The organism is Klebsiella sp. 2019SCSN059 (assembly GCF_021739525.1).
Taxonomy (GTDB): domain Bacteria; phylum Pseudomonadota; class Gammaproteobacteria; order Enterobacterales; family Enterobacteriaceae; genus Klebsiella; species Klebsiella quasipneumoniae.
On record NZ_JAKKOM010000040.1, the window covers coordinates 22576 to 42007 of the forward strand.

The following is a 19432-nucleotide window of genomic DNA, read 5'->3' on the forward strand; positions in this document are numbered from 1 at the left end:
TTACCCAAGCCAGTCAGTTAATCTCATTAGAATGATGAGGAGTAGGTAGACCCCGAGCCCCCGCTATCGGTTGCTATCATCCATGTTATTTCCGAGCCATTTATGCCTGCTGGTAAAGTGAATTCCACAGTAGAGTAGGCGGCTACGTGTGGGATTGAGCTGTTAATCTCTTTGTCATTTATTTTTACCGACCTAAAATAAAGAAAAAATGGTGTCGGATTTTTCAAGGTAATCTTGTTGTTTGTTTTTTGCCATTCTAATTTTTTAGCTTCAGTATCAGCTGATAATTCTTGAACACTTTTCGGTCGAAAGATCAGTCGCATTTTATGTCGAACAGCTAACTGAATCTTATTTTTAGCTTCATCACTATCGCTGGTCGGTGGTATCGACATGACATTAAAGAAGTAAACCGATTCACGATCTTTAGGTGCATTCGAAATATTTGCATTTGGAAAGATACGTAAGGTGTTTTTCTGTTTTCCTTCCAGGCGAAACAGTGGCGGGGTTACCATAAAATATGATGCGTCTTTTCCTTCTGGGGCTTCTACCCATGACTTGATTAAGTAGGGAGTGTCATCTTTGTTTTCAATGTGCGCGTTGATTTCGCGTGAGCCTTCTTTATAAAGATGACGAGTTGAGTCAACGACAATCCCGCTGTGGGCAAAGAAACTAGTTACTAATGAAAAAGCTATTACTGATTTTAATAATAATTCACGCATAATCCTTTCCTTGGATATAAATGGAGCCTGCCGGGCAGGCTCCATTTATTATTAGTAAGTGAGGGTAAAGGTAGCTACGCCTTTCACGTCACCGGTTGTTACGCCAGAACCTGTTCTGACGTATGCAGCTTTAAAACGCAGGTAAGACGGGGTACCTGCGGTATAAGCGACAGTTTGAGCAGCATTAACACCGCTTAAATCAACACGGCTCCAGTCGGTATTAACAACGGTTACAGCAGCGCTGTTGGCAGCGTTTGGTGCAAGGTTTTTCAGAACGTCGTTCATGCCGCTGACGTAATCGCCAGTAACGGTAACACTAATATTACCGGTGTAATCAGAAGCACCTTTCTGACAGTCTTCGACTTTATATTCAATATCTTTAGCCAGCTCTTTATAAGGAGAGTTCAGAGCAAAGTTTTCTAACTTGTCAGCTCGGATATCGTCCAGAGTTAAAGAGCCACCTGCGATCAGCGGAGCCGGGGTTACGTTACAGGATTCACCAGTTGCAGTAACTTTACCCAGAACTGTCAGGTTGGTGCTGTTCCCTGCCGCGAAAGCCTGAGCACTCAGAACTGCAGAAGCAGCGACCATTACAGCTACGATTGTCTTTTTCATTTAATTAATCCATATATAGATACTTAGTCCTGTGTAGAATCGATAACAGTTATCATGGGAATGGAGTATGCATTCATATTGATATTGAAAATAAGCGCCAGCATTCCTTATATAGTGCTGAAACCTACCTTCCTGTTGAACGACGCTACAATATCACTTGCCATAGCGAACCATGGAGAAGCGGGGGTAATTTAAAAGTCTGGTGCAAAAAATGCTTGTGAATTCTTGATGAAGCACGCGTGAATTTAATAATGACCTTTTCTAATGAGATGTTGAGTTAGGTTGAGATAAATTTAATCCGAAAATGTGGCTTTTAAACAAGATAACTATCGCTTGTCATTTTTTATGCGGTATCCTCAAAGCTGAAGTTCAATGTGAACTGACCCCGCTTCTGTCTGAAGCGATAATGTTCACGCCATGGTTTGGCTGGGATTATTTATTTTTGTTATGGATAATAGGGTTGCGTGGGGCAAGGATATGGATGATATTGCATTATTTAATGGCTGTATAATTAATCAGGAGATTATATTTAATGCCAATATGAATGAGCTGCGACCGCTTGCCGGGGATGGGGAGAGCATCAGCCTCAATGCGCCTACCGCCAGATGCTTGCTGCTGCTATTGCAGAATTGCGGCAAAGTGATTTCTCGGGATGAATTTCTGGCGGCTGTATGGGAAACACGGGGAGTGGTAGTTTCGCAAAATACATTTTATCAAAATATCTCTTTGTTGAGAAAATCGCTGCTCAAAGCCGGACTATCTGAGGATATCATTATCACCGTCAGACAAAAAGGCTTTAGCGTCGCCCCGGATACTTTAGTTATCCCGCTCTCGGATGAAGAGTGCGAGAATATGAATCGGGAAAGATTAACGCATTTTCACAGTAGTAAAACTGCTGATGTCATTTTCAATGATACGGGGAAAATTGACCATAAATTAAGTCTTCCACTACCAGTGAATTTAGCAATCCAGGAGAATGATAGGCGGGAAAATAGCGTGAAGGTGGCAGAGAAAGTATCGGAACGATTACATATAACCTTTAAAGTTCCCACCTGGTTAATCGCGCTGATTGTCGTGATGATAGTTATCAATGTTATCGTACTGATCGTGTTACATCGATAATACGCCGCCGCTGGGGTTTATATCGAGAAGGTAACGGTAAAGTGGATTGCCGAGTATGTTAGTCCCAACCTGGCTGTGTATTCATATTAAGATGTCTGCCAGCACGACCTGGCAGACAAGGGAGGGGAGCTAACGCTGCTTCAGTCCTAAATCCAGCGGCGTCTTGCTGGGTTCGCCGCCGATCTCTCGCGCCAGCTTCGGCACCATATAGCCGGAGATGAGGGTCAACAGTTCACGCATGATTTCACGGGCTTCATCATCGCTGACCATAAAGTGTGCCGCCCCTTGTACCCGGTCCAGCACGTGCAGGTAGTAGGGCATTACCCCGGCATTGAACAGCGCATTGCTGAGATCGGCCAGGGTTTGCGCGTTATCGTTCACCCCGCGCAGCAGCACGCTCTGGTTAAGCAGCGTGACGCCCGCCTGACGCAGCATGGCCATCGCCGCGCGAAACTCGCCGTCAATTTCATTAGCGTGGTTGACGTGGTTAACCAGGATCACCTGCAGCGACGAACGGTGGAAGCGGCTGACCAGCGTCTCGGTGATGCGCGCCGGGATCACGATTGGTAATCGGCTGTGAATACGCAGACGCTTAACGTGCGGAATGGCTTCCAGCTGGGTCATTAGCCAGTCAAGCTCATGGTCCTTCGCCATCAGCGGGTCGCCGCCGGAGAAGATGATTTCATCAAGCTGCGGATGCTCAGCGATATAGTTCATTGCCGTCTGCCAGTTGCGCCTGGTGCCCTGATTTTCGGCATAAGGGAAGTGGCGGCGGAAGCAGTAACGGCAATTGACCGCGCAACCGCCTTTCACCAGCAGCAGGGCCCGGTTGCGATATTTGTGCAACAGGCCGGGCACGACGCTGTGCTGTTCTTCCAGCGGATCGGTGGAGTAGCCGGGGGCGACGATAAACTCCTCTTCGGCGGTAAGTACCTGACGAAGCAGCGGATCGTCAGGGTTGCCTTTCTCCATTCTGGCAATAAACGCGCGCGGGACGCGCAGCGGGAACAGGCGTCTGGCCTCACGTCCGGCGAGCAGTTTTTCATCAGCATCTACATTTAAAAGACGCAGCAGTTCATCAGGACTGGTCACAACATTGGCAAGTTGCGTTATCCAATCTTCTCTGGATGGGGTATTTAGGGTTACAATATGCGCCATTTTGTGGCTTAGCTACCAGTTAAACAATTTCAGAGGGCCTTATGGCGACTTACTATAGCAACGATTTTCGTGCTGGTCTTAAAATCATGTTAGATGGCGAACCTTATGCGGTAGAAGCCAGCGAATTCGTTAAACCAGGTAAAGGCCAGGCGTTTGCGCGCGTTAAGCTGCGCCGTCTGCTGACCGGCACCCGCGTTGAGAAAACCTTCAAATCTACTGATTCTGCAGAAGGCGCGGACGTTGTCGATATGAACCTGACTTACCTGTATAACGACGGTGAGTTCTGGCACTTCATGAACAACGAAACCTTCGAACAGCTGTCTGCTGACGCGAAAGCGATCGGTGACAATGCCAAATGGCTGCTGGATCAGGCTGAGTGCATCGTGACCCTGTGGAACGGCCAGCCGATCGCGGTCACCCCGCCGAACTTCGTTGAGCTGGAAATCGTTGAAACCGACCCAGGTCTGAAAGGCGACACCGCGGGTACCGGTGGTAAACCCGCGACCCTGTCTACTGGCGCTGTGGTTAAAGTGCCGCTGTTCGTCCAGATTGGCGAAGTAATCAAAGTGGATACTCGCTCTGGCGAATACGTATCCCGCGTGAAGTAATTTCACGTCATGATGACTGGCGCAGCCTCTGTGCTGCGCCGCTCTTTCTGTACTGGCACGACGAGCACGACACATGAAGCGCAGCGTAAAACTCCTGGCGTTACTGTTTCTGAGCAGCGCACTGCTGTCTGGCTGCAATACCGCCCGCGGTTTCGGTGAAGATATTCAGGGCCTGGGTCACGCCATCTCTCGCGCTGTAAGCTGACTTCCTTCCGTTTCGCCTGCCGCGATCGCCTTGCGATGCGTCTGCTTCCTCCACGAATACTCCTTTTCTCTTAAAAAACGCAAAGATCCCTTCATCTGTGGACGGTTTGTCTATGCTTATAGGGCATGAAAACAAAACTGACACTAAGGATGACATTATGGTGAAAAAAACGATTGCAGCGTTCTTTACGGTTTTGGTCCTCTCTTCAGCACTGACCGCTTGTAACACCACGCGCGGTGTGGGTCAGGATATTTCAGAGGGCGGCAGCGCAATCTCTGGCGCAGCAACCAAAGCTCAGCAATAACAGCCTTCGACGGTACGGTTTTGCGCCGTACCGTTCTTCACTTCCCCCATCCTGTTGGATATACTCACTACGACTTTTCATCCACCTTACGGGACGACCCGTAAGCGTTTCTCATCCGGGGACGGCCCCAGCAAAGGAGCCTTATGTCCTGGATAGTCTTATTTATCGCTGGCCTGCTGGAAGTGGTGTGGGCCGTCGGCCTGAAATATACCCATGGCTTTAGCCGCCTGGTTCCCAGCGTCATCACCATCGTCGCGATGGTCGTCAGCATGGCGCTGCTTTCATGGGCGATGAAAACCCTGCCGGTGGGTACCGCTTACGCCGTCTGGACGGGGATCGGCGCCGTGGGCGCCGCTGTGACCGGTATCGTACTGTTAGGTGAATCCGCCAGCGCTATGCGTATCGCCAGTCTTGTCTGCATCGTGGTCGGCATCATTGGCCTGAAGATCAGCGCGCACTAGTTGTAGCGCTGATTAACCCAGACCAGTTTGCTGATATCAAAACCTTGCCGGGTGGCAATATCCAGCATCTGCTGCCTGACTTCCGGGGCGATGGTGGGGGCTCGCGCCAGTAGCCAGAGATAGTCGCGGTCGGGGCCGCAGACCAGTGCGTACCGATACTCCTTATCCAGCGCAATGACGTTATAGCTGCCATAGAAGGGGCCGAAGAAGGAGATCTTCAGCGCGGCGCGGCTGGGTTCGCCGGTAAAATACGCCACCCCGTCCGTTTTCTGCCACATGTCGCGGTCGGGGTTATAGCCTTTATTGACCACGTCCAGACCGCCGTCATCGCGCGGCTGCCAGGCGATCGTGACCTTTTCAAGCCCGCTTTCAAAAGGATGGTCGAAGCGGGCGATTTCGTACCAGGTACCCAGATAGCGCTGAACGTCGAAGGGGGTGACCACGGTGACGCCCGGCGGCGGGGCAGGGGGGCTGCAGGCGACAGACAGGAACGAGACGGCGACCGCGGTGATTATCGGCAGGATACGCATGGTATGCTCCTTGCTGGCTTTTAAGCTAAGTGTAGAGTCCGGCAGGGCAAAGGCGGCAAGATTTTTCTATGAAGCGAGCCCGGTAGCAGAATTGCTGCCGGGCTCTTGCAGGATCAGATAAACAGTACGCCAACGAGAGTAATGACGCTGAGGATCGCCGCCAGACCGTAGAAGACCCATTTACCGTTTGGCACATGGATTTTCAGGTCGTGCATGGCGTGGTGAATACGATGCAGCCCACACCACAGCGGCAGGACAATCATCAGAAAGATGAACGCGCGGCCGATAAAGCTTTGGGCAAAGGCCAGCACGCGCTCATAGCTGAAGGCGTCGGCCGGGGCGAGCCCCAGCGGCAGCAAAATGCCCACCAGCAGCACCATCACCGGCGCGACAATTGCGCCCCACATGCCGCCAGCGCCAAACAGCCCCCAGAAAACGGGTTCATCGGAACGTTTCGGATTGGGATTAATCATCTCAGCCTCCTTACCAGAACAGGGCGACAAACAGGATCACCACGGTGACCACCGCCGTCACCACCCAGAGACCTTTAATCACCGGCTCTGGCCCCATTTTTTCGCCTTTGATGATGACGTTGGCGGCTTTCGGCGCCAGCTCGAACCAGGTTTTGGTGTGCAGCAGCGCCGCCGCCAGGGTGATCAGATTGAGGATCACCACCACTGGATTTTGCAGGAATCCGATATATCCCGCCCAGCTTTCGGCGCCGTGCTTGAGGGCAAACAGCCCGTAAATCAGCACAATGCTAAACCAGACCGTCGGTACCGCCGTGCCTTCCCGCACCATGTAGAAGCGATAAAACGGCAGCTTTTTCCACCAGGTGGAGGTCATCGGCCGCACGTAGGGTTTGCGTTTCGTCGTCATAATGCACTCCTTAGCGTGGTTTCAGGGTGGCGATAAGAAAGTCTTTCGAACTTTCCACCTTGCCCTGCTGGATCGCGGCCGCCGGGTCGACGTGCTTCGGACACACTTCCGAGCAGTAGCCCACGAAAGTACAGGTCCAGACGCCGTTCTGGCCGTTAAGCTGCGCCATGCGTTCCTTTTTGCCGTGGTCGCGGCTGTCTTCGTTATAGCGGTGGGCGAGGGTGATCGCCGCCGGGCCGATAAACTCCGGATTCAGGCCGAACTGCGGACAGGCGGCATAGCACAGTCCGCAGTTGATACAGCCGGAGAACTGATGGTATTTGGCCATCTGGGCCGGCGTCTGCTTGTTTGGTCCCTGGTCCGGGGTGCGGTTATTGCCGATGATATACGGCTTAATGGCCTCCAGACTTTCGATAAAGTGGGTCATATCCACCACCAGATCGCGCTCGATCGGGAAGTTGGCCAGCGCTTCAACCTTGATGCCTTTGGTGTAATCCCGCAGGAAGGTTTTACAGGCCAGCTTCGGTACCTTATTGACCATCATGCCGCAGGAGCCGCAGATCGCCATCCGGCAGGACCAGCGGTAGCTCAGGTCGGGCGCCAGGTTGTCTTTAATGTAGCCCAGCGCGTCCAGCAGCGAGGTCTGCTCATCGTAAGGTACGTCATAGAACGCGCTGTGCGGTGCCGTGTCGACCTCCGGGTTGTAACGCACCACTTCGACTTTCAGGTTTTTCATCTCAGCCATGGGTGGTCTCCTTCTTCTCAGCCGCTTCCGCCTCAGCGCCATAAACACGTTTCGCCGGCGGCAGCGTGGTGATCTTCACATCGCCATATTCCAGGCGGGTGGTGCCATCAGCCTCGCGGAAGGCGAGCGTATGTTTGAGGAAGTTGACGTCGTCGCGTTCGGTACAGCCTTCATCCAGACGCTGGTGCGCACCGCGCGATTCTTTACGGGCGATGGCCGAGTGCGCCATACATTCGGCAACGTTTAAACCGTGTCCCAGCTCAATGGTGTAAAGCAGATCGGTGTTGAATACGCTGGAGTTGTCGGTAATGCGCACGCGCTTAAAGCGCTCCTGCAGCTCAGCCAGCTTGTCGATAGTTTTCTGCATCAGCTCTGGCGTCCGGTAGATGCCGCAGCCTTCCTCCATCGAGAGCCCCATTTCGTCGCGGATTTTCGCCCAGTTTTCGTTACCCTCCTGGTTGACGAGATCTTTCAGACGACGCTCCACATCGGCAGCCTGCGCATCGAGGGCGGAGCCGTTCGTCTCGCCCGCTTGCGCGGCGCGCTGCATGGCCTGTTCCCCGGCCAGGCGGCCGAAGACCACCAGCTCGGCCAGCGAGTTGGAGCCCAGGCGGTTGGCGCCGTGCAGACCAACGGACGAGCATTCGCCCACGGCAAACAGCCCTTTGATGCGGGTTTCGCACTGTTGATCGGTTTCGATGCCGCCCATGGTGTAGTGCGCGGTCGGGCGTACCGGAATCGGTTCTTTCACCGGGTCGACGCCGACGTAGGCCTTCGCCAGCTCACAGATAAACGGCAGGCGCTCCAGCAGCTTTTTCTCGCCGAGGTGGCGCAGATCGAGGTAGACCACGTCGCCGCGCGGCGTGGGAATGGTGTTCCCTTTCCGCCATTCGTGCCAGAAGGCCTGGGACACTTTGTCGCGTGGGCCCAGCTCCATATATTTGTTCTTCGGTTCGCCGAGCGGGGTTTCCGGGCCCATGCCGTAATCCTGCAGATAGCGATAGCCGTTTTTGTTGACCAGAATCCCGCCTTCACCGCGGCAGCCTTCGGTCATCAGGATCCCGGAACCCGGCAGGCCGGTCGGGTGATACTGCACGAATTCCATATCGCGCAGCGGCACGCCGTGGCCCAGCGCCATACCCATCCCGTCACCGGTAACGATGCCGCCGTTGGTGTTGTAGCGATAGACGCGTCCGGCGCCGCCGGTGGCCAGCACCACCGCGTTGGCGCGGATCTGCACCAGCGTGCCTTCCATCATATTCATCGCCACCAGGCCGCGGGCCTGGCCGTCATCGACCAGCAGATCAAGGACGAAATGTTCATCAAAGCGTTGAATTTGGGGAAACTGAAGGGAGGTCTGGAAGAGGGTATGCAGCATGTGGAAGCCGGTTTTATCGGCGGCAAACCAGGTACGTTCGATCTTCATGCCACCGAAGCGCCGGACGTTAACGCTGCCGTCAGGGCGGCGGCTCCACGGGCATCCCCACTGTTCCAACTGGGTCATTTCCGTCGGGCAGTGGTGAACGAAATAGTCGACGACATCCTGCTCGCACAGCCAGTCGCCTCCGGCGACGGTGTCGTGAAAATGGTACTCAAAGCTATCGTGATCCTGGGCAACGGCTGCGGACCCCCCTTCTGCAGCGACCGTATGGCTGCGCATCGGATAGACTTTAGAAATCAGGGCGATTTTGGCATTGGGGTTGGCCTGGGCGGCGGCGATAGCGGCGCGAAGGCCTGCCCCGCCGGCGCCAATTACGGCGAGATCGGCTTGAAAAGTGTGCACGACATTCCTCCAGTTTTAGTGTATTTCGCCGCCGGGCTGGCGAAAAAGTATCACTGCTCCTTTATAGGTACAGGAGTATAGCCGTAGGGTCAGTATGGAAAATTGACGTGTTCGATTTTTTTATCGATATGTGCGGTTATTTATCAGTGATATTTATGCATTTAGGTTAACGATAGATTAATGGCATGTAATCTGCCGGGGATTGCACAAAATTTGTTTCACTCGCCGGTTGCGAGTAGACTTCGTGCCCTTGTTTGCAATCGGAGAAAGTACCATGAGCGAGACGGCAACCTGGCAGCCGAGCGCACCCATTCCCAATCTGTTGAAACGCGCGGCGGTGATGGCGGAAATCCGCCGGTTCTTTACCGATCGCGGCGTGCTGGAGGTGGAGACGCCTTGCATGAGTCAGGCGACGGTAACGGATATCCATTTGTTCCCGTTTGAAACCCGTTTCGTCGGCCCGGGCCACTCACAGGGACTCAATCTGTACCTGATGACCAGTCCGGAATACCATATGAAGCGCCTGCTGGCGGCGGGCTGCGGCCCGGTTTTCCAGCTGTGCCGCAGCTTCCGTAATGAAGAGATGGGGCGGCATCACAATCCGGAATTCACCATGCTGGAGTGGTATCGTCCGTGCTATGACATGTATCGTCTGATCAACGAGGTGGACGATCTGCTGCAGCAGGTGCTGGAGTGCCAGCCGGCGGAAAGCCTCTCCTATCAGCAGGCGTTCCAGCGTCATCTGGATATTGACCCGCTCTCTGCCGATAAAGCGCAGCTGCGCGAAGTCGCGGCGAAGCTGGATCTGAGCAATATCGCCGATACTGAAGAAGATCGCGACACGCTGCTGCAACTGCTGTTCACCATGGGCGTGGAGCCGCACATCGGCAAAGATCGGCCGACGTTCATTTATCATTTCCCGGCGACTCAGGCCTCTTTAGCGCAGATCAGCCCGGAAGATCATCGGGTCGCTGAGCGCTTCGAGGTCTATTACAAAGGAATTGAGCTGGCGAATGGTTTCCACGAGCTGACCGACGCCCATGAGCAGCGCCTGCGCTTTGAGCAGGACAATCGCAAGCGGGCCGCGCGCGGCCTCCCGCAGCAGCCCATCGATAACAACCTGCTGGCGGCGCTGGAGGCAGGTCTGCCGGACTGCTCCGGCGTGGCATTGGGCGTTGATCGCGTGGTGATGCTGGCGCTGGGCGCTGAAAGCATCGGCGAAGTGATCGCCTTTACGGTCGACCGCGCCTGATGGCGCTGTCACCTCCCGCCGCCTGCGGGCGAGGGAGGTGACAGGCCTCTCCTGACCTATACCTCGCACGGTATCCCGGCATTCGCCCGAATACCCACAATCTCTCTCCGTGATTTTGCTACTATCCGCGCTCTTTTTATGAGACCAGGCGTTGCCCGTCGGGCGATGCTCACGTTTGGATAGGTTTATGCATCAACAACTCAAGAAGATGAGCCTGATTGGGCTGATTCTGATGATCTTCACCTCGGTGTTTGGCTTTGCCAACAGCCCGTCGGCGTTTTATCTGATGGGCTACAGCGCTATGCCGTTTTATCTTTTTTCCGCACTCTTTTTCTTCATTCCGTTTGCGCTGATGATGGCGGAGATGGGCTCAGCCTTTCGTCGGGAAGAGGGCGGCATTTACTCCTGGATGAACCACAGCGTCGGGCCGCGCTTTGCGTTTATCGGCACCTTTATGTGGTTTGCGTCGTACATCGTCTGGATGGTGAGTACCGCGGCTAAGATCTGGGTGCCGCTATCTACCTTTTTGTTTGGCGCCGACAAAACCCAAAGCTGGGCGCTGGGTAGCCTGACCCCGACGCAGACGGTGGGCATTCTGGCGGCCTGCTGGATGGTCGTCGTGACCTTTATTGCCGTCAAAGGGATCAATAAAATCGCCAGGATCACCGCCGTCGGCGGTATCGCGGTGATGGGGCTTAATCTGGTGCTGCTGCTGGCGAGCGGGGCGATCCTGCTGCTCAACGGCGGCCATTTCGCCCAACCGTTAAACTTCGCCCTTTCGCCTAATCCGGGCTATCAGTCGGGTATGGCAATGCTGTCATTTGTGGTATTTGCCATCTTCGCCTATGGCGGAATTGAGGCAGTCGGCGGCTTAGTGGATAAAACCGATAAACCGGAAAAGAACTTTGCCAAAGGGATTATTATCGCGGCGATCGTGATCTCGGTTGGTTATTCGCTGGCGATTGTGCTGTGGGGCGTGAGCGCTAACTGGCAGCAGGTGCTCGGTGCGCGTTCAACCAACCTCGGCAACATCACCTATGTGCTGATGACCAGCCTCGGGAACACGCTCGGCCAGGCTCTGCACATGACGCCAGAGGCGGCAGCCCTGACCGGGATCTGGTTCGCCCGTATTACCGGGCTGTCGATGTTTCTCGCCTATACCGGCGCGTTTTTCACTCTCAGCTATTCGCCGCTGAAAGCGATTATCCAGGGCACGCCAAAAGCGCTCTGGCCATCGGTGATGACCCGTCTCAACGTTAATGGTATGCCCGCCGCGGCGATGTGGCTGCAGTGTTTGCTGGTCGGGGTGTTTATTGTCATGGTGTCGTTCGGTGGGGACAGCGCTTCCGCGTTTTATAACAAGCTGACGCTGATGGCCAATGTCTCCATGACTTTGCCTTACCTGTTCCTGACCATCGCCTTCCCGTTCTTCAAGTCAAAAGCGCATCTCGATCGGCCGTTCGTGATTTTCAAAAACCGCCAGTCGACGCTGCTGGCGACCGGCGTGGTGCTACTGGTGGTGACCTTCGCCAATATCTTCACCATTATTCAGCCGGTCATCGACAGCGGGGACTGGAACAGCACGCTGTGGATGGTCGGTGGGCCGATCTTCTTCTCGCTGCTGGCGTTGGCCATTTACGAAAGCTACCGTCGGCGCCTGGCGTCCGGTGTGCTGGTAATGGAGAGCTAGAAAGCCTGCCCGGCGGCGGCGCCGGGCAGGGTATGGCCTACAGGCTGCCAGCCGTACGTCGGCTGGTTTTCCCGGCCGAGGTCATGGTTTTACTGCTTTGCCTGCCGTCGATACTTTCCAGCCGCATCTGGAACGGAGGGAACGGCATATCAATGCCATGCTCGCGGAAGCCCGCCAGGATCAGCTGATGCATCTCATGGCGTAGCGGCATGCGGTGCCCCATCTCGGCGGCAAAAATACGCAGCTCGAAAATCTGGATCCCCTGCTGCAGGTCGACGAGAAACGCCTCCGGCGCCGGGGTATCGATGACCAGCGAACAGCGATGCGCCGCGGCGATGAGGATCTTGGTCACCTCTTCGGTATCGGCGTCCACCGGAGCCGGCACCGTCAACACCACGCGGGTGACCGAGTCCGACAGCGACCAGTTGATAAACTGTTCGGTGATGAACGCCTTGTTCGGCACGATAATCTCTTTCCGGTCCCAGTCGCTGATGGTGGTGGCGCGGGTATTGATGCGGGTGACGCTGCCCGTCAGGTCGCGGATGGTGACCGTATCGCCGATGCGGATCGGCTTTTCAAACAGGATAATCAGGCCGGAGATAAAGTTAGCGAAGATCTCCTGCAGGCCAAACCCGAGACCCACACCCAGCGCGGCGACCAGCCACTGCAGCTTCGACCACTCAATGCCAATCATCGAGAAGCCCACCAGCCCACCGATCAGCATCAGCAAATACTTGGTGATGGTGGTGATGGCGTAGCCGGTGCCGGGCGTTAAATCGAGGTGCTGGAGGATCGCCAGCTCCAGCAGCGCCGGCAGGTTGCGCACCAGCTGAGTGGTGATGATCAGCACCAGAATGGCAATCAGCACTGCGCCAAGGGTGATGGGCTCGAGGCTTTCCACCCCCTGCACCGTCGAGGTGACGTCCCACAGCGAGATATTCTCAAGGAAGCCAAACGCCGAGTGAATTTCCGACCACAGCACGATGACTGACAGCAGCGCGATCAGCATCAGCAGAGAGCGCACGAGACGCAGCGACTGGGTACTGATGGCATCGAGATCGACCTCGCTGACCTCCGTCTCCACCGACCCTTCCGGGCTGCTGACGTGAACAGGCTCATCTTCGCCGCGGGCGCGCTGGGCGAGAATTTCCGCGCGACGATGGCGGGCCCGGTCGAAGGCCAGTCGGCGCCGCTGGATCAGCATCCAGCGGCGGATAATGTGATAGACCACCAGCAGCAGGAACCAGATGGCGACGGAGGTTTCCAGACGTGCCAGCAGCGCCTGAGCGGTAGCGAGGTAGCCGACGGCGGCCGCCAGCATGGCCACCAGCGGGGCGCCAAGCATCAGGTTCCACAGCAGGCGGTTCACCATATTGTCGCCATTCCCCTCTTTATCCAGGTAGAGCGGGATGCCGGCATGCTTAAGGCTGAGGGTGACCACCGCCAGCGCGCCGCAGATCAGCAGGAAGCACAGGCGGCCCAGCGAGGCGGAGAACTCGCGGTCGTTAAGATTATCGAACATGATCAGCGCCATTATCAGCGGCACAATTAGTCCGATGCTCATCAGGTAGTAGCGCATCGCTTTCGCCACGCGGTTACGCGGCCAGCCGAAGTGGGCGATAAACAGCCCGTTTGGCCGGGCGAAGGTGGCGCAGATCATCACCACCCACAGCAGAGGCACCGTCGCGGTGACCCCATCGCCAATCGCCACCGCCAGCGGGAAGGGCCAGGCGGACTGCAGACCATAGCCGAGCGTCATCCACAGCACCGGCAGCGGCGAAGCTACCAGTATCGACCAGAAGACCGTGCGCAGCGTCAGCCAGAAGTGATCCTGGGTGACTTTCCCCACCCGAGCGCTGGAGCGCTCAAGGAAGCGGGTGAAATGGCGCCGCGAGCTGATGCTGAAGCCAACCAGCAGCAGGGCGGCAAACAGCGGTAGCAGGGTCTCTTTGCTGGTGAGCATCATCGCGCTGGCTTTACCCAGCTCGCTGATGGTATCCAGGGAGATCAGGCGCCGCAGATCCTGGACAATCTCCAGCGGCCAGGAGAAGCCGATGGGGCTGACGTCCGAAGTCCAGAACAGATAGCGGTGGGTAGCTTCGTTGATCTCCTTCAGCGCGTCTTCCAGCTGGCCGTTGGCGACCTTCAGCTTGGTGAGCTCCAGCATCAGGGTATCGCCGCCGCGCAGCAGCGAGTTCAGTAGCTCGTTCTGCGTGCGTAGCTGCGCCTGCAGGATCTTGTTCTGCTCGCTGGTCAGCGGTTCGCCGTCGGCCTGACGGATCTGCCGCAGCTGCGGCTGCTTACTGAGTAAATCCTCAAAGCGCAGACGCTGCACGCGCAGCTGCGCCATTTCCGTATCCAGCTGCTGCGGGCGAGGGCGCTCCGGCAGCCGCGCCACCTGGGCGCGCAGGGCTTCGCCCAGCAGATTGGAGGAGCCCAGCCACTGCGACTGCTCGCGCAGGGTGTTTAACGCCTGGCGCACCTGCAGCGTTTGATTCGTCGCCTGCCGCTGCTGGGACGCCACCAGATCCATACGCTGCGCCTGCTGGTTCAGCGCCTGGGAGAGTTCGCGGTTGACTTTAAACTGGGCGGTGATGTCCGGCGGCAGGTTTTCACTGTTCTCCGCCAGCAGTTCGGTACTCTCCAGCGCTTTTTCCGCCTCCCGCTGGCGCTGGCTGTTCTGCAGATTACGCAGCGCCTGCAGATAGGCATCCAGCTGCTCGCTCTGCTTTTGCGCCAGTTCAGAACGGGCGCGCGACAGCTCCTGGCGGTTATTGGCGGAAAGCTGGGCAAGGTCGAGCTCATCCACCAGCGCCTTCAGGCGCGCCGATTCCGCCTGCAGGGCAAGATTTTGCGCCTGGGCGAGAGCATTGTTGCCGGTTTGCGTGCCGATGCGGCGCTCAACCTCATTGAGCTGACGCCGGGCGTCGGTTTGCTGCTGCGGCAGCTGGTTCAGGGAGTCGGCGATTTCACGCGCGCGATCCTGCTCCTGCTGCGCCTGACGGCTTGACTCCAGCAGCTGGCTGCTGACCTGGAGGATCTCCTGGTTCAGCGCATCGGCGGTCAGGCCGACTGGCACCTGGCGCGGCTCTTCGCTCAGATTGTTGAGCTGGGCACGCAGGCTTTGAAACAGTTTGGGGAAATTGTCGATAACGTCCTGATACTGACGGGCGCGCTCGAGAGACGATTTTCGCTCCTCAAGCGCGTTCAGGGCGGACTGCAGAACTTCAACGGTTTCAGGCTGGGCGGGCTTTGCCGCCTTCGCCTGTTCCAGTTCCTGGGTTATTTGTTTAGCATCCGGGGCTGTCGCAGCGTACGCCCCGAAACTGAGGCTCAAGGCCAACAGGAAAGTGTATATCAGGCGCACGGCATAACCCTTTTGCTGAAGAATTAACCTTGGTCTTGTTTATCGTCAACCAGCGGGCTGGCGCGATGTTCGGCGCGGATCTCTTCTTCCGGTAACGGCGCCGGTTCAGCGGCGGTGGTTACTTCCACCGTTGTCGCCAGCGGTTGGCCGATTTTAGTCACGGACAGGCTTTGCAGCGTGTCGACCAGCTTCACCTGGCCCGGGGCAAACAGGTTGATCACGGTGGAGCCCAGTTTGAAGCGGCCCATCTCCTGGCCTTTCAGCAGGGCGACGGAGCCTTCGCTGTCGCCAGCGGGCCAGGTCCAGCGTTTAATAATGCCTTCGCGCGGCGGGGTTACGGTGCCGGACCACACGGTCTCGATGCTGCCGACGATAGTCGCACCCACCAGAATTTGCGCCATCGGGCCAAACTCAGTATCAAACAGGCAGATGACGCGCTCGTTACGGGCGAACAGGTTCGGCACGTTCTGCGCCGTCAGATGGTTAACGGAGAACAGGTCGCCAGGAACGTAGATCATTTCGCGCAGGATACCGTTGCACGGCATGTGCACGCGGTGATAGTCGCGCGGCGACAGATAGGTGGTGGCGAAGCTGCCGTTACGGAACAGGTCGGCCATCTGGTAGTTGCCGGCCAGTAAGGCTTCCAGGCTGTAGTCGTGGCCTTTGGCCTGCAGAATTTTATCGTTCTCAATGGCACCAAGCTGGCTGATCACGCCGTCGGCCGGCATCACCAGTACGTTAGGATCGGTATTCAGCGGGCGAACGTCGTCGCGCAGCGGGCGCACAAAGAAATCGTTGAAGGTGCGATAGGCCGCGGTATCCGGCTTCTGCGCCTCTTTCATATCGACCTTGTAGTATTTCACGAACAGATCGATGACCAGCTTCGTCAGCCAACCTGCGCGTTTGCTCGCACCCCAGCCTGCGAGGCGGGTGAGCCACAGTTTAGGCAGAATGTATTGCAGTGAAAGTTTAAGATCGTTTAACAAAGTAGCCTCCAGGCCATGATATGTCGTTCCTGACCCCGCCTGCGGGCGGGGACCTGAAAAAAGGGGACGATTCTATACGTAAAACTCGCCAAATGGCATCCGCGTAAGCCGCGTCATCACCGCTGCCCGGCAGCGCCTGACGTGACGCTCAGCTTAATGGTCAGTCATCGGTCGAGGAAAAGTTTTTACGCGTTTTTACCTGTACCTGCGCCATGCTTTCCAGGATTCGGTGGTAGTTCTCGAAACGGCTTTCGGCGATTTTGCCGCTCTCTACCGCTTCGCGAAGCGCACAGCCAGGATCGGTATCGTGTTTACAGTCGCGATATTTGCAACGGCCTAAATAATCATGGAATTCGACAAAGCCGTTGGTGATTTGTTCCGCTTCCAGATGCCACAGGCCGAACTCACGTACCCCCGGTGAATCAATCACATCGCCGCCGTGCGGGAAGTGGTAGAGGCGCGCCGCGGTGGTGGTGTGCTGGCCTAAGCCGGAAACGTCCGAGACATCATTGGTGAGGATCTGATCCTCATTCAGCCCCAGCAGGGCGTTCAGCAGGCTTGATTTACCCACCCCGGACTGCCCGGCGAAGATGCTGATGCGGTCGGTCAGGGCCGCTTCCAGCGGCTTGAGGCCGTCCTGAGTACGGCTGGAGACCAGCAGTACGCGGTAACCGATGTTGCGGTAGATGTCCATTTGCTCATTGACGAAGCGCAGGCCATCGTCATCCAGCAGATCGATTTTGTTCAGGACAATTAACGGCTCGATATCCTGCGCCTCGCAGGCCACCAGATAGCGATCGATAATATTCAGCGACAGCTCAGGCAGGATCGCGGAAACTACCACGATCTGGTCGATATTGGCGGCGATAGGCTTCACTCCGTCGTAAAAATCCGGGCGCGTCAGGACGGAGGCGCGATCGTGAACCGCTTCGACGATCCCTTTGACGCTTACGCCGTCGGCGGCGTCTTTACCCGGCCGCCAGACCACGCGGTCGCCGGTGACCAGCGAACGGATCGTCCGGCGGATATTGCAGCGATGCACGCTGCCGTCAGCGGATTCGACGTCGGCATGCATGCCAAAGCGACTGATGACAATGCCTTCCGACGTGTCGCCAAACAGGTTGTCATCGTAGTCGGCCTTCTCCGCAGTGGTTTTCAGACGGCGCTGGTGGTTGGCTTTGACGCGGCGCTGCTGGCCTTTGGAGAGTTTATTTTTACTCAATCGAACTGGCTCCTGGTCGCCCTGATGGGGCAAAACCTCTATGATACACGCTATTTTAGATGAATATAGTCACGCAAGAAGGGTGGAAAATAGCATGAGTGCAAATGAAAACAACCTCATTTGGATCGATCTTGAGATGACAGGGCTGGATCCGGAGCGCGATCGCATTATTGAAATCGCCACCCTGGTGACCGATGCCAACCTGAACATTCTGGCCGAGGGGCCGACCATCGCGGTGCATCAATCGGATGCCCAGCTGGCGCTGATGGACGAGTGGAATGTGCGGACGCATACCGGCAGCGGGCTGGTGGATCGCGTGAAGGCCAGCGCCGTCAGCGAGCACGACGCCGAACTGGCGACCATTGAGTTTCTTAAGCAGTGGGTGCCGGCGGGCAAGTCGCCGATCTGCGGCAACAGCATCGGCCAGGATCGTCGCTTCCTGTTTAAGTACATGCCGCAACTGGAAGCCTATTTCCACTATCGCTATCTGGACGTTAGCACGCTGAAAGAGCTGGCGCGTCGCTGGAAGCCGGAAATTCTCGACGGCTTTAAAAAGCAGGGTACCCATCAGGCGATGGACGATATCCGCGAGTCAGTCGCCGAGCTGGCTTACTACCGCGAGCATTTCATTAAGCTGTAAACCGCGACCGGGCCCTGTGCGCGGCCCGGTACACCTTTCTGCGTTATTTAAACCACTTCTGCTGCATCTGCTGGAAGTCAGGCGTCGCCATGACCGCGGTCAGGGCATCGTTGATCGCATTCAGTAGCTCCGGATCGTCTTTGCGCACCGCAATTGCATACTGCTTACCGTAATAAACCGGGTCAGTGGCCCGTTCATCCATGATGGCGTAGTCAGGGTTCTCCTGCTGCCAGGCGTCGAGGGTGGCGAAGTCGCCCATGACGCCGGTTATTTGCCCGGCCTTCAGCGCGGCCAGGGCGCTGGCGACGTCGTCGTAAGGAACAGCCTGTACGGCTTTCTGTTTATCACGCAGATAGTGCTGATGCAGTGTGCCTTTCACCACGCCGACTTTTTTGGCTTTCAGGTCGGCAAAGGTATGGGCGACATCTTTGTTGACGATCACCACCCCGGAGAGCGACTGGCGATAGGGACGGCTGAAGGCGACCTGCTTCTCACGCATCGGGATCACTTCCATGCCGGCAATCACCGCGTCAAATTTCTTGAAGCGTAAAGCCGGGATCAGCGTATCGAAACGCTGCGCCGTGAACTGGCACTGCGCCTGCATCTGCTGGCACAGGGCCTGGGCAAGATCGATATCGAAGCCGACAGGCTGATTTTTGCCGTTGGCGGTGACAAACGGCGGATTGGCCGTGCTGGTGCCAAAATGGAGCGTCTCGGCTGACGCGGTTCCGATGGCCAGCATGCTCAGCAGCAGGACGGTGAGGACTTTTCTCATTCTAATTCCCTGTTTGGCGGCGTGGTGGCCTCGTTTTACGTCGCGCCACCGCTGTATGATGCGAGCGATTTTGCGTCATTCAGGCGGGCGGAAAAAGCGATTTTGCCCGAAATGACGCTTATTTATACAATTCAGCGGCGTAGGTGGCGAGAAAATATCCATTTAAACAAAAAACGCAAAAAAGTGATGAACAGGGGGTTGCAGGGGCATCGAATTCTCGTATAATGCGCCTCCCGTAACGACGCAGAAATGCAAATTACGACGCCATCGAAATATGGCAAAAAATGCAGTAACGCGGGAATAGCTCAGTTGGTAGAGCACGACCTTGCCAAGGTCGGGGTCGCGAGTTCGAGTCTCGTTTCCCGCTCCAA

General features: G+C 56.2%; 20 protein-coding genes and 1 tRNA gene. 9 read left to right on the forward strand and 12 right to left on the reverse strand.

The features are described from left to right. Positions 1-26: 26 nt before the first annotated feature. Together L2I46_RS25630 and L2I46_RS25635 are read right to left on the reverse strand one after the other, a co-directional pair. The gene (locus L2I46_RS25630; RefSeq protein WP_236948317.1) at positions 27-719 is read right to left on the reverse strand and encodes a fimbrial biogenesis chaperone; all 693 of its coding nucleotides are present in this window, start codon (positions 717-719) and stop codon (positions 27-29) included. 51 nt (positions 720-770) lie between these two features. After that, entirely contained in the window at positions 771-1334 is a 564-nt protein-coding gene (locus L2I46_RS25635; RefSeq protein ID WP_032454619.1) for a fimbrial protein, read from the reverse strand. 477 nt (positions 1335-1811) lie between these two features. On the opposite strand from L2I46_RS25635, the gene L2I46_RS25640 reads away from it, so the two are divergent. Next, complete coding sequence (locus L2I46_RS25640) at positions 1812-2456, forward strand: winged helix-turn-helix domain-containing protein (RefSeq protein ID WP_032429255.1); 645 nt, start codon at positions 1812-1814, stop codon at positions 2454-2456. Between the two features lie 129 nt (positions 2457-2585). On the opposite strand, the gene epmB is transcribed toward L2I46_RS25640, so the two are convergent. Further along, a complete protein-coding gene (gene epmB, locus L2I46_RS25645) occupies positions 2586-3614 on the reverse strand; it encodes an EF-P beta-lysylation protein EpmB (RefSeq protein WP_053810858.1) in 1029 nt (342 codons plus the stop codon). Between the two features lie 41 nt (positions 3615-3655). On the opposite strand from epmB, the gene efp reads away from it, so the two are divergent. The 4 genes from efp to sugE all read left to right on the forward strand — a co-directional run bounded on the left by efp (position 3656) and on the right by sugE (position 5192). Then, entirely contained in the window at positions 3656-4222 is a 567-nt protein-coding gene (gene efp / locus L2I46_RS25650) for an elongation factor P (RefSeq protein WP_004206421.1), read from the forward strand. A gap of 73 nt (positions 4223-4295) precedes the next feature. Beyond that, positions 4296-4427, forward strand: coding sequence for an entericidin A/B family lipoprotein (locus L2I46_RS25655; RefSeq protein WP_004206422.1), 132 nt, complete (start codon positions 4296-4298; stop codon positions 4425-4427). Between the two features lie 157 nt (positions 4428-4584). Next, the gene (gene ecnB / locus L2I46_RS25660; protein ID WP_004206423.1) at positions 4585-4731 is read left to right on the forward strand and encodes a lipoprotein toxin entericidin B; all 147 of its coding nucleotides are present in this window, start codon (positions 4585-4587) and stop codon (positions 4729-4731) included. Positions 4732-4874: 143 nt separating this feature from the next. Further along, positions 4875-5192, forward strand: coding sequence for a quaternary ammonium compound efflux SMR transporter SugE (sugE, locus tag L2I46_RS25665; RefSeq protein ID WP_004206425.1), 318 nt, complete (start codon positions 4875-4877; stop codon positions 5190-5192). Here sugE and L2I46_RS25670 read toward each other — a convergent pair. The 5 genes from L2I46_RS25670 to frdA all read right to left on the reverse strand — a co-directional run bounded on the left by L2I46_RS25670 (position 5189) and on the right by frdA (position 9129). Beyond that, complete coding sequence (locus L2I46_RS25670; protein ID WP_049013722.1) at positions 5189-5722, reverse strand: lipocalin family protein; 534 nt, start codon at positions 5720-5722, stop codon at positions 5189-5191. The genes sugE and L2I46_RS25670 overlap by 4 nt on opposite strands. Before the next feature lie 113 nt (positions 5723-5835). Continuing rightward, the gene (gene frdD, locus L2I46_RS25675) at positions 5836-6195 is read right to left on the reverse strand and encodes a fumarate reductase subunit FrdD (RefSeq protein ID WP_002885526.1); all 360 of its coding nucleotides are present in this window, start codon (positions 6193-6195) and stop codon (positions 5836-5838) included. 10 nt (positions 6196-6205) lie between these two features. Further along, complete coding sequence (gene frdC / locus L2I46_RS25680) at positions 6206-6601, reverse strand: fumarate reductase subunit FrdC (RefSeq protein ID WP_002885530.1); 396 nt, start codon at positions 6599-6601, stop codon at positions 6206-6208. Between the two features lie 10 nt (positions 6602-6611). Beyond that, on the reverse strand, positions 6612-7346 hold the full coding sequence (frdB, locus tag L2I46_RS25685) for a fumarate reductase iron-sulfur protein (protein ID WP_004177729.1): 735 nt from the start codon (positions 7344-7346) through the stop codon (positions 6612-6614). After that, a complete protein-coding gene (gene frdA, locus L2I46_RS25690) occupies positions 7339-9129 on the reverse strand; it encodes a fumarate reductase (quinol) flavoprotein subunit (RefSeq protein ID WP_032454622.1) in 1791 nt (596 codons plus the stop codon). Before frdA ends, frdB begins: the two co-directional genes overlap by 8 nt. Before the next feature lie 274 nt (positions 9130-9403). Between frdA and epmA the strand changes: the two genes are divergently transcribed. Together epmA and yjeM are read left to right on the forward strand one after the other, a co-directional pair. Further along, complete coding sequence (gene epmA / locus L2I46_RS25695; protein WP_004206428.1) at positions 9404-10381, forward strand: elongation factor P--(R)-beta-lysine ligase; 978 nt, start codon at positions 9404-9406, stop codon at positions 10379-10381. Positions 10382-10568: 187 nt separating this feature from the next. Continuing rightward, positions 10569-12071 carry a glutamate/gamma-aminobutyrate family transporter YjeM gene (yjeM, locus tag L2I46_RS25700; RefSeq protein ID WP_032454623.1) on the forward strand — a complete coding sequence of 501 codons (1503 nt, stop codon included), beginning with the start codon at positions 10569-10571 and terminating at the stop codon, positions 12069-12071. 37 nt (positions 12072-12108) lie between these two features. Here yjeM and mscM read toward each other — a convergent pair whose 3' ends face one another. The 3 genes from mscM to rsgA form a co-directional block, all read right to left on the reverse strand. Then, complete coding sequence (gene mscM / locus L2I46_RS25705; protein WP_017900929.1) at positions 12109-15438, reverse strand: miniconductance mechanosensitive channel MscM; 3330 nt, start codon at positions 15436-15438, stop codon at positions 12109-12111. 23 nt (positions 15439-15461) lie between these two features. After that, positions 15462-16424, reverse strand: coding sequence for an archaetidylserine decarboxylase (gene asd / locus L2I46_RS25710; RefSeq protein ID WP_032454624.1), 963 nt, complete (start codon positions 16422-16424; stop codon positions 15462-15464). A gap of 160 nt (positions 16425-16584) precedes the next feature. Next, complete coding sequence (rsgA, locus tag L2I46_RS25715; protein ID WP_023291707.1) at positions 16585-17646, reverse strand: small ribosomal subunit biogenesis GTPase RsgA; 1062 nt, start codon at positions 17644-17646, stop codon at positions 16585-16587. 94 nt (positions 17647-17740) lie between these two features. Between rsgA and orn the strand changes: the two genes are divergently transcribed. Then, a complete protein-coding gene (gene orn / locus L2I46_RS25720) occupies positions 17741-18286 on the forward strand; it encodes an oligoribonuclease (protein WP_004206435.1) in 546 nt (181 codons plus the stop codon). A gap of 43 nt (positions 18287-18329) precedes the next feature. Here the strand turns inward: orn and L2I46_RS25725 are convergent, their stop codons facing one another. Next, positions 18330-19061, reverse strand: a complete 732-nt coding sequence (locus L2I46_RS25725) for an arginine ABC transporter substrate-binding protein (RefSeq protein WP_032454625.1) — start codon at positions 19059-19061, stop codon at positions 18330-18332. A gap of 294 nt (positions 19062-19355) precedes the next feature. Between L2I46_RS25725 and L2I46_RS25730 the strand changes: the two genes are divergently transcribed. Continuing rightward, positions 19356-19431: transfer RNA gene (locus L2I46_RS25730), tRNA-Gly, on the forward strand. Position 19432 lies beyond the last annotated feature (1 nt).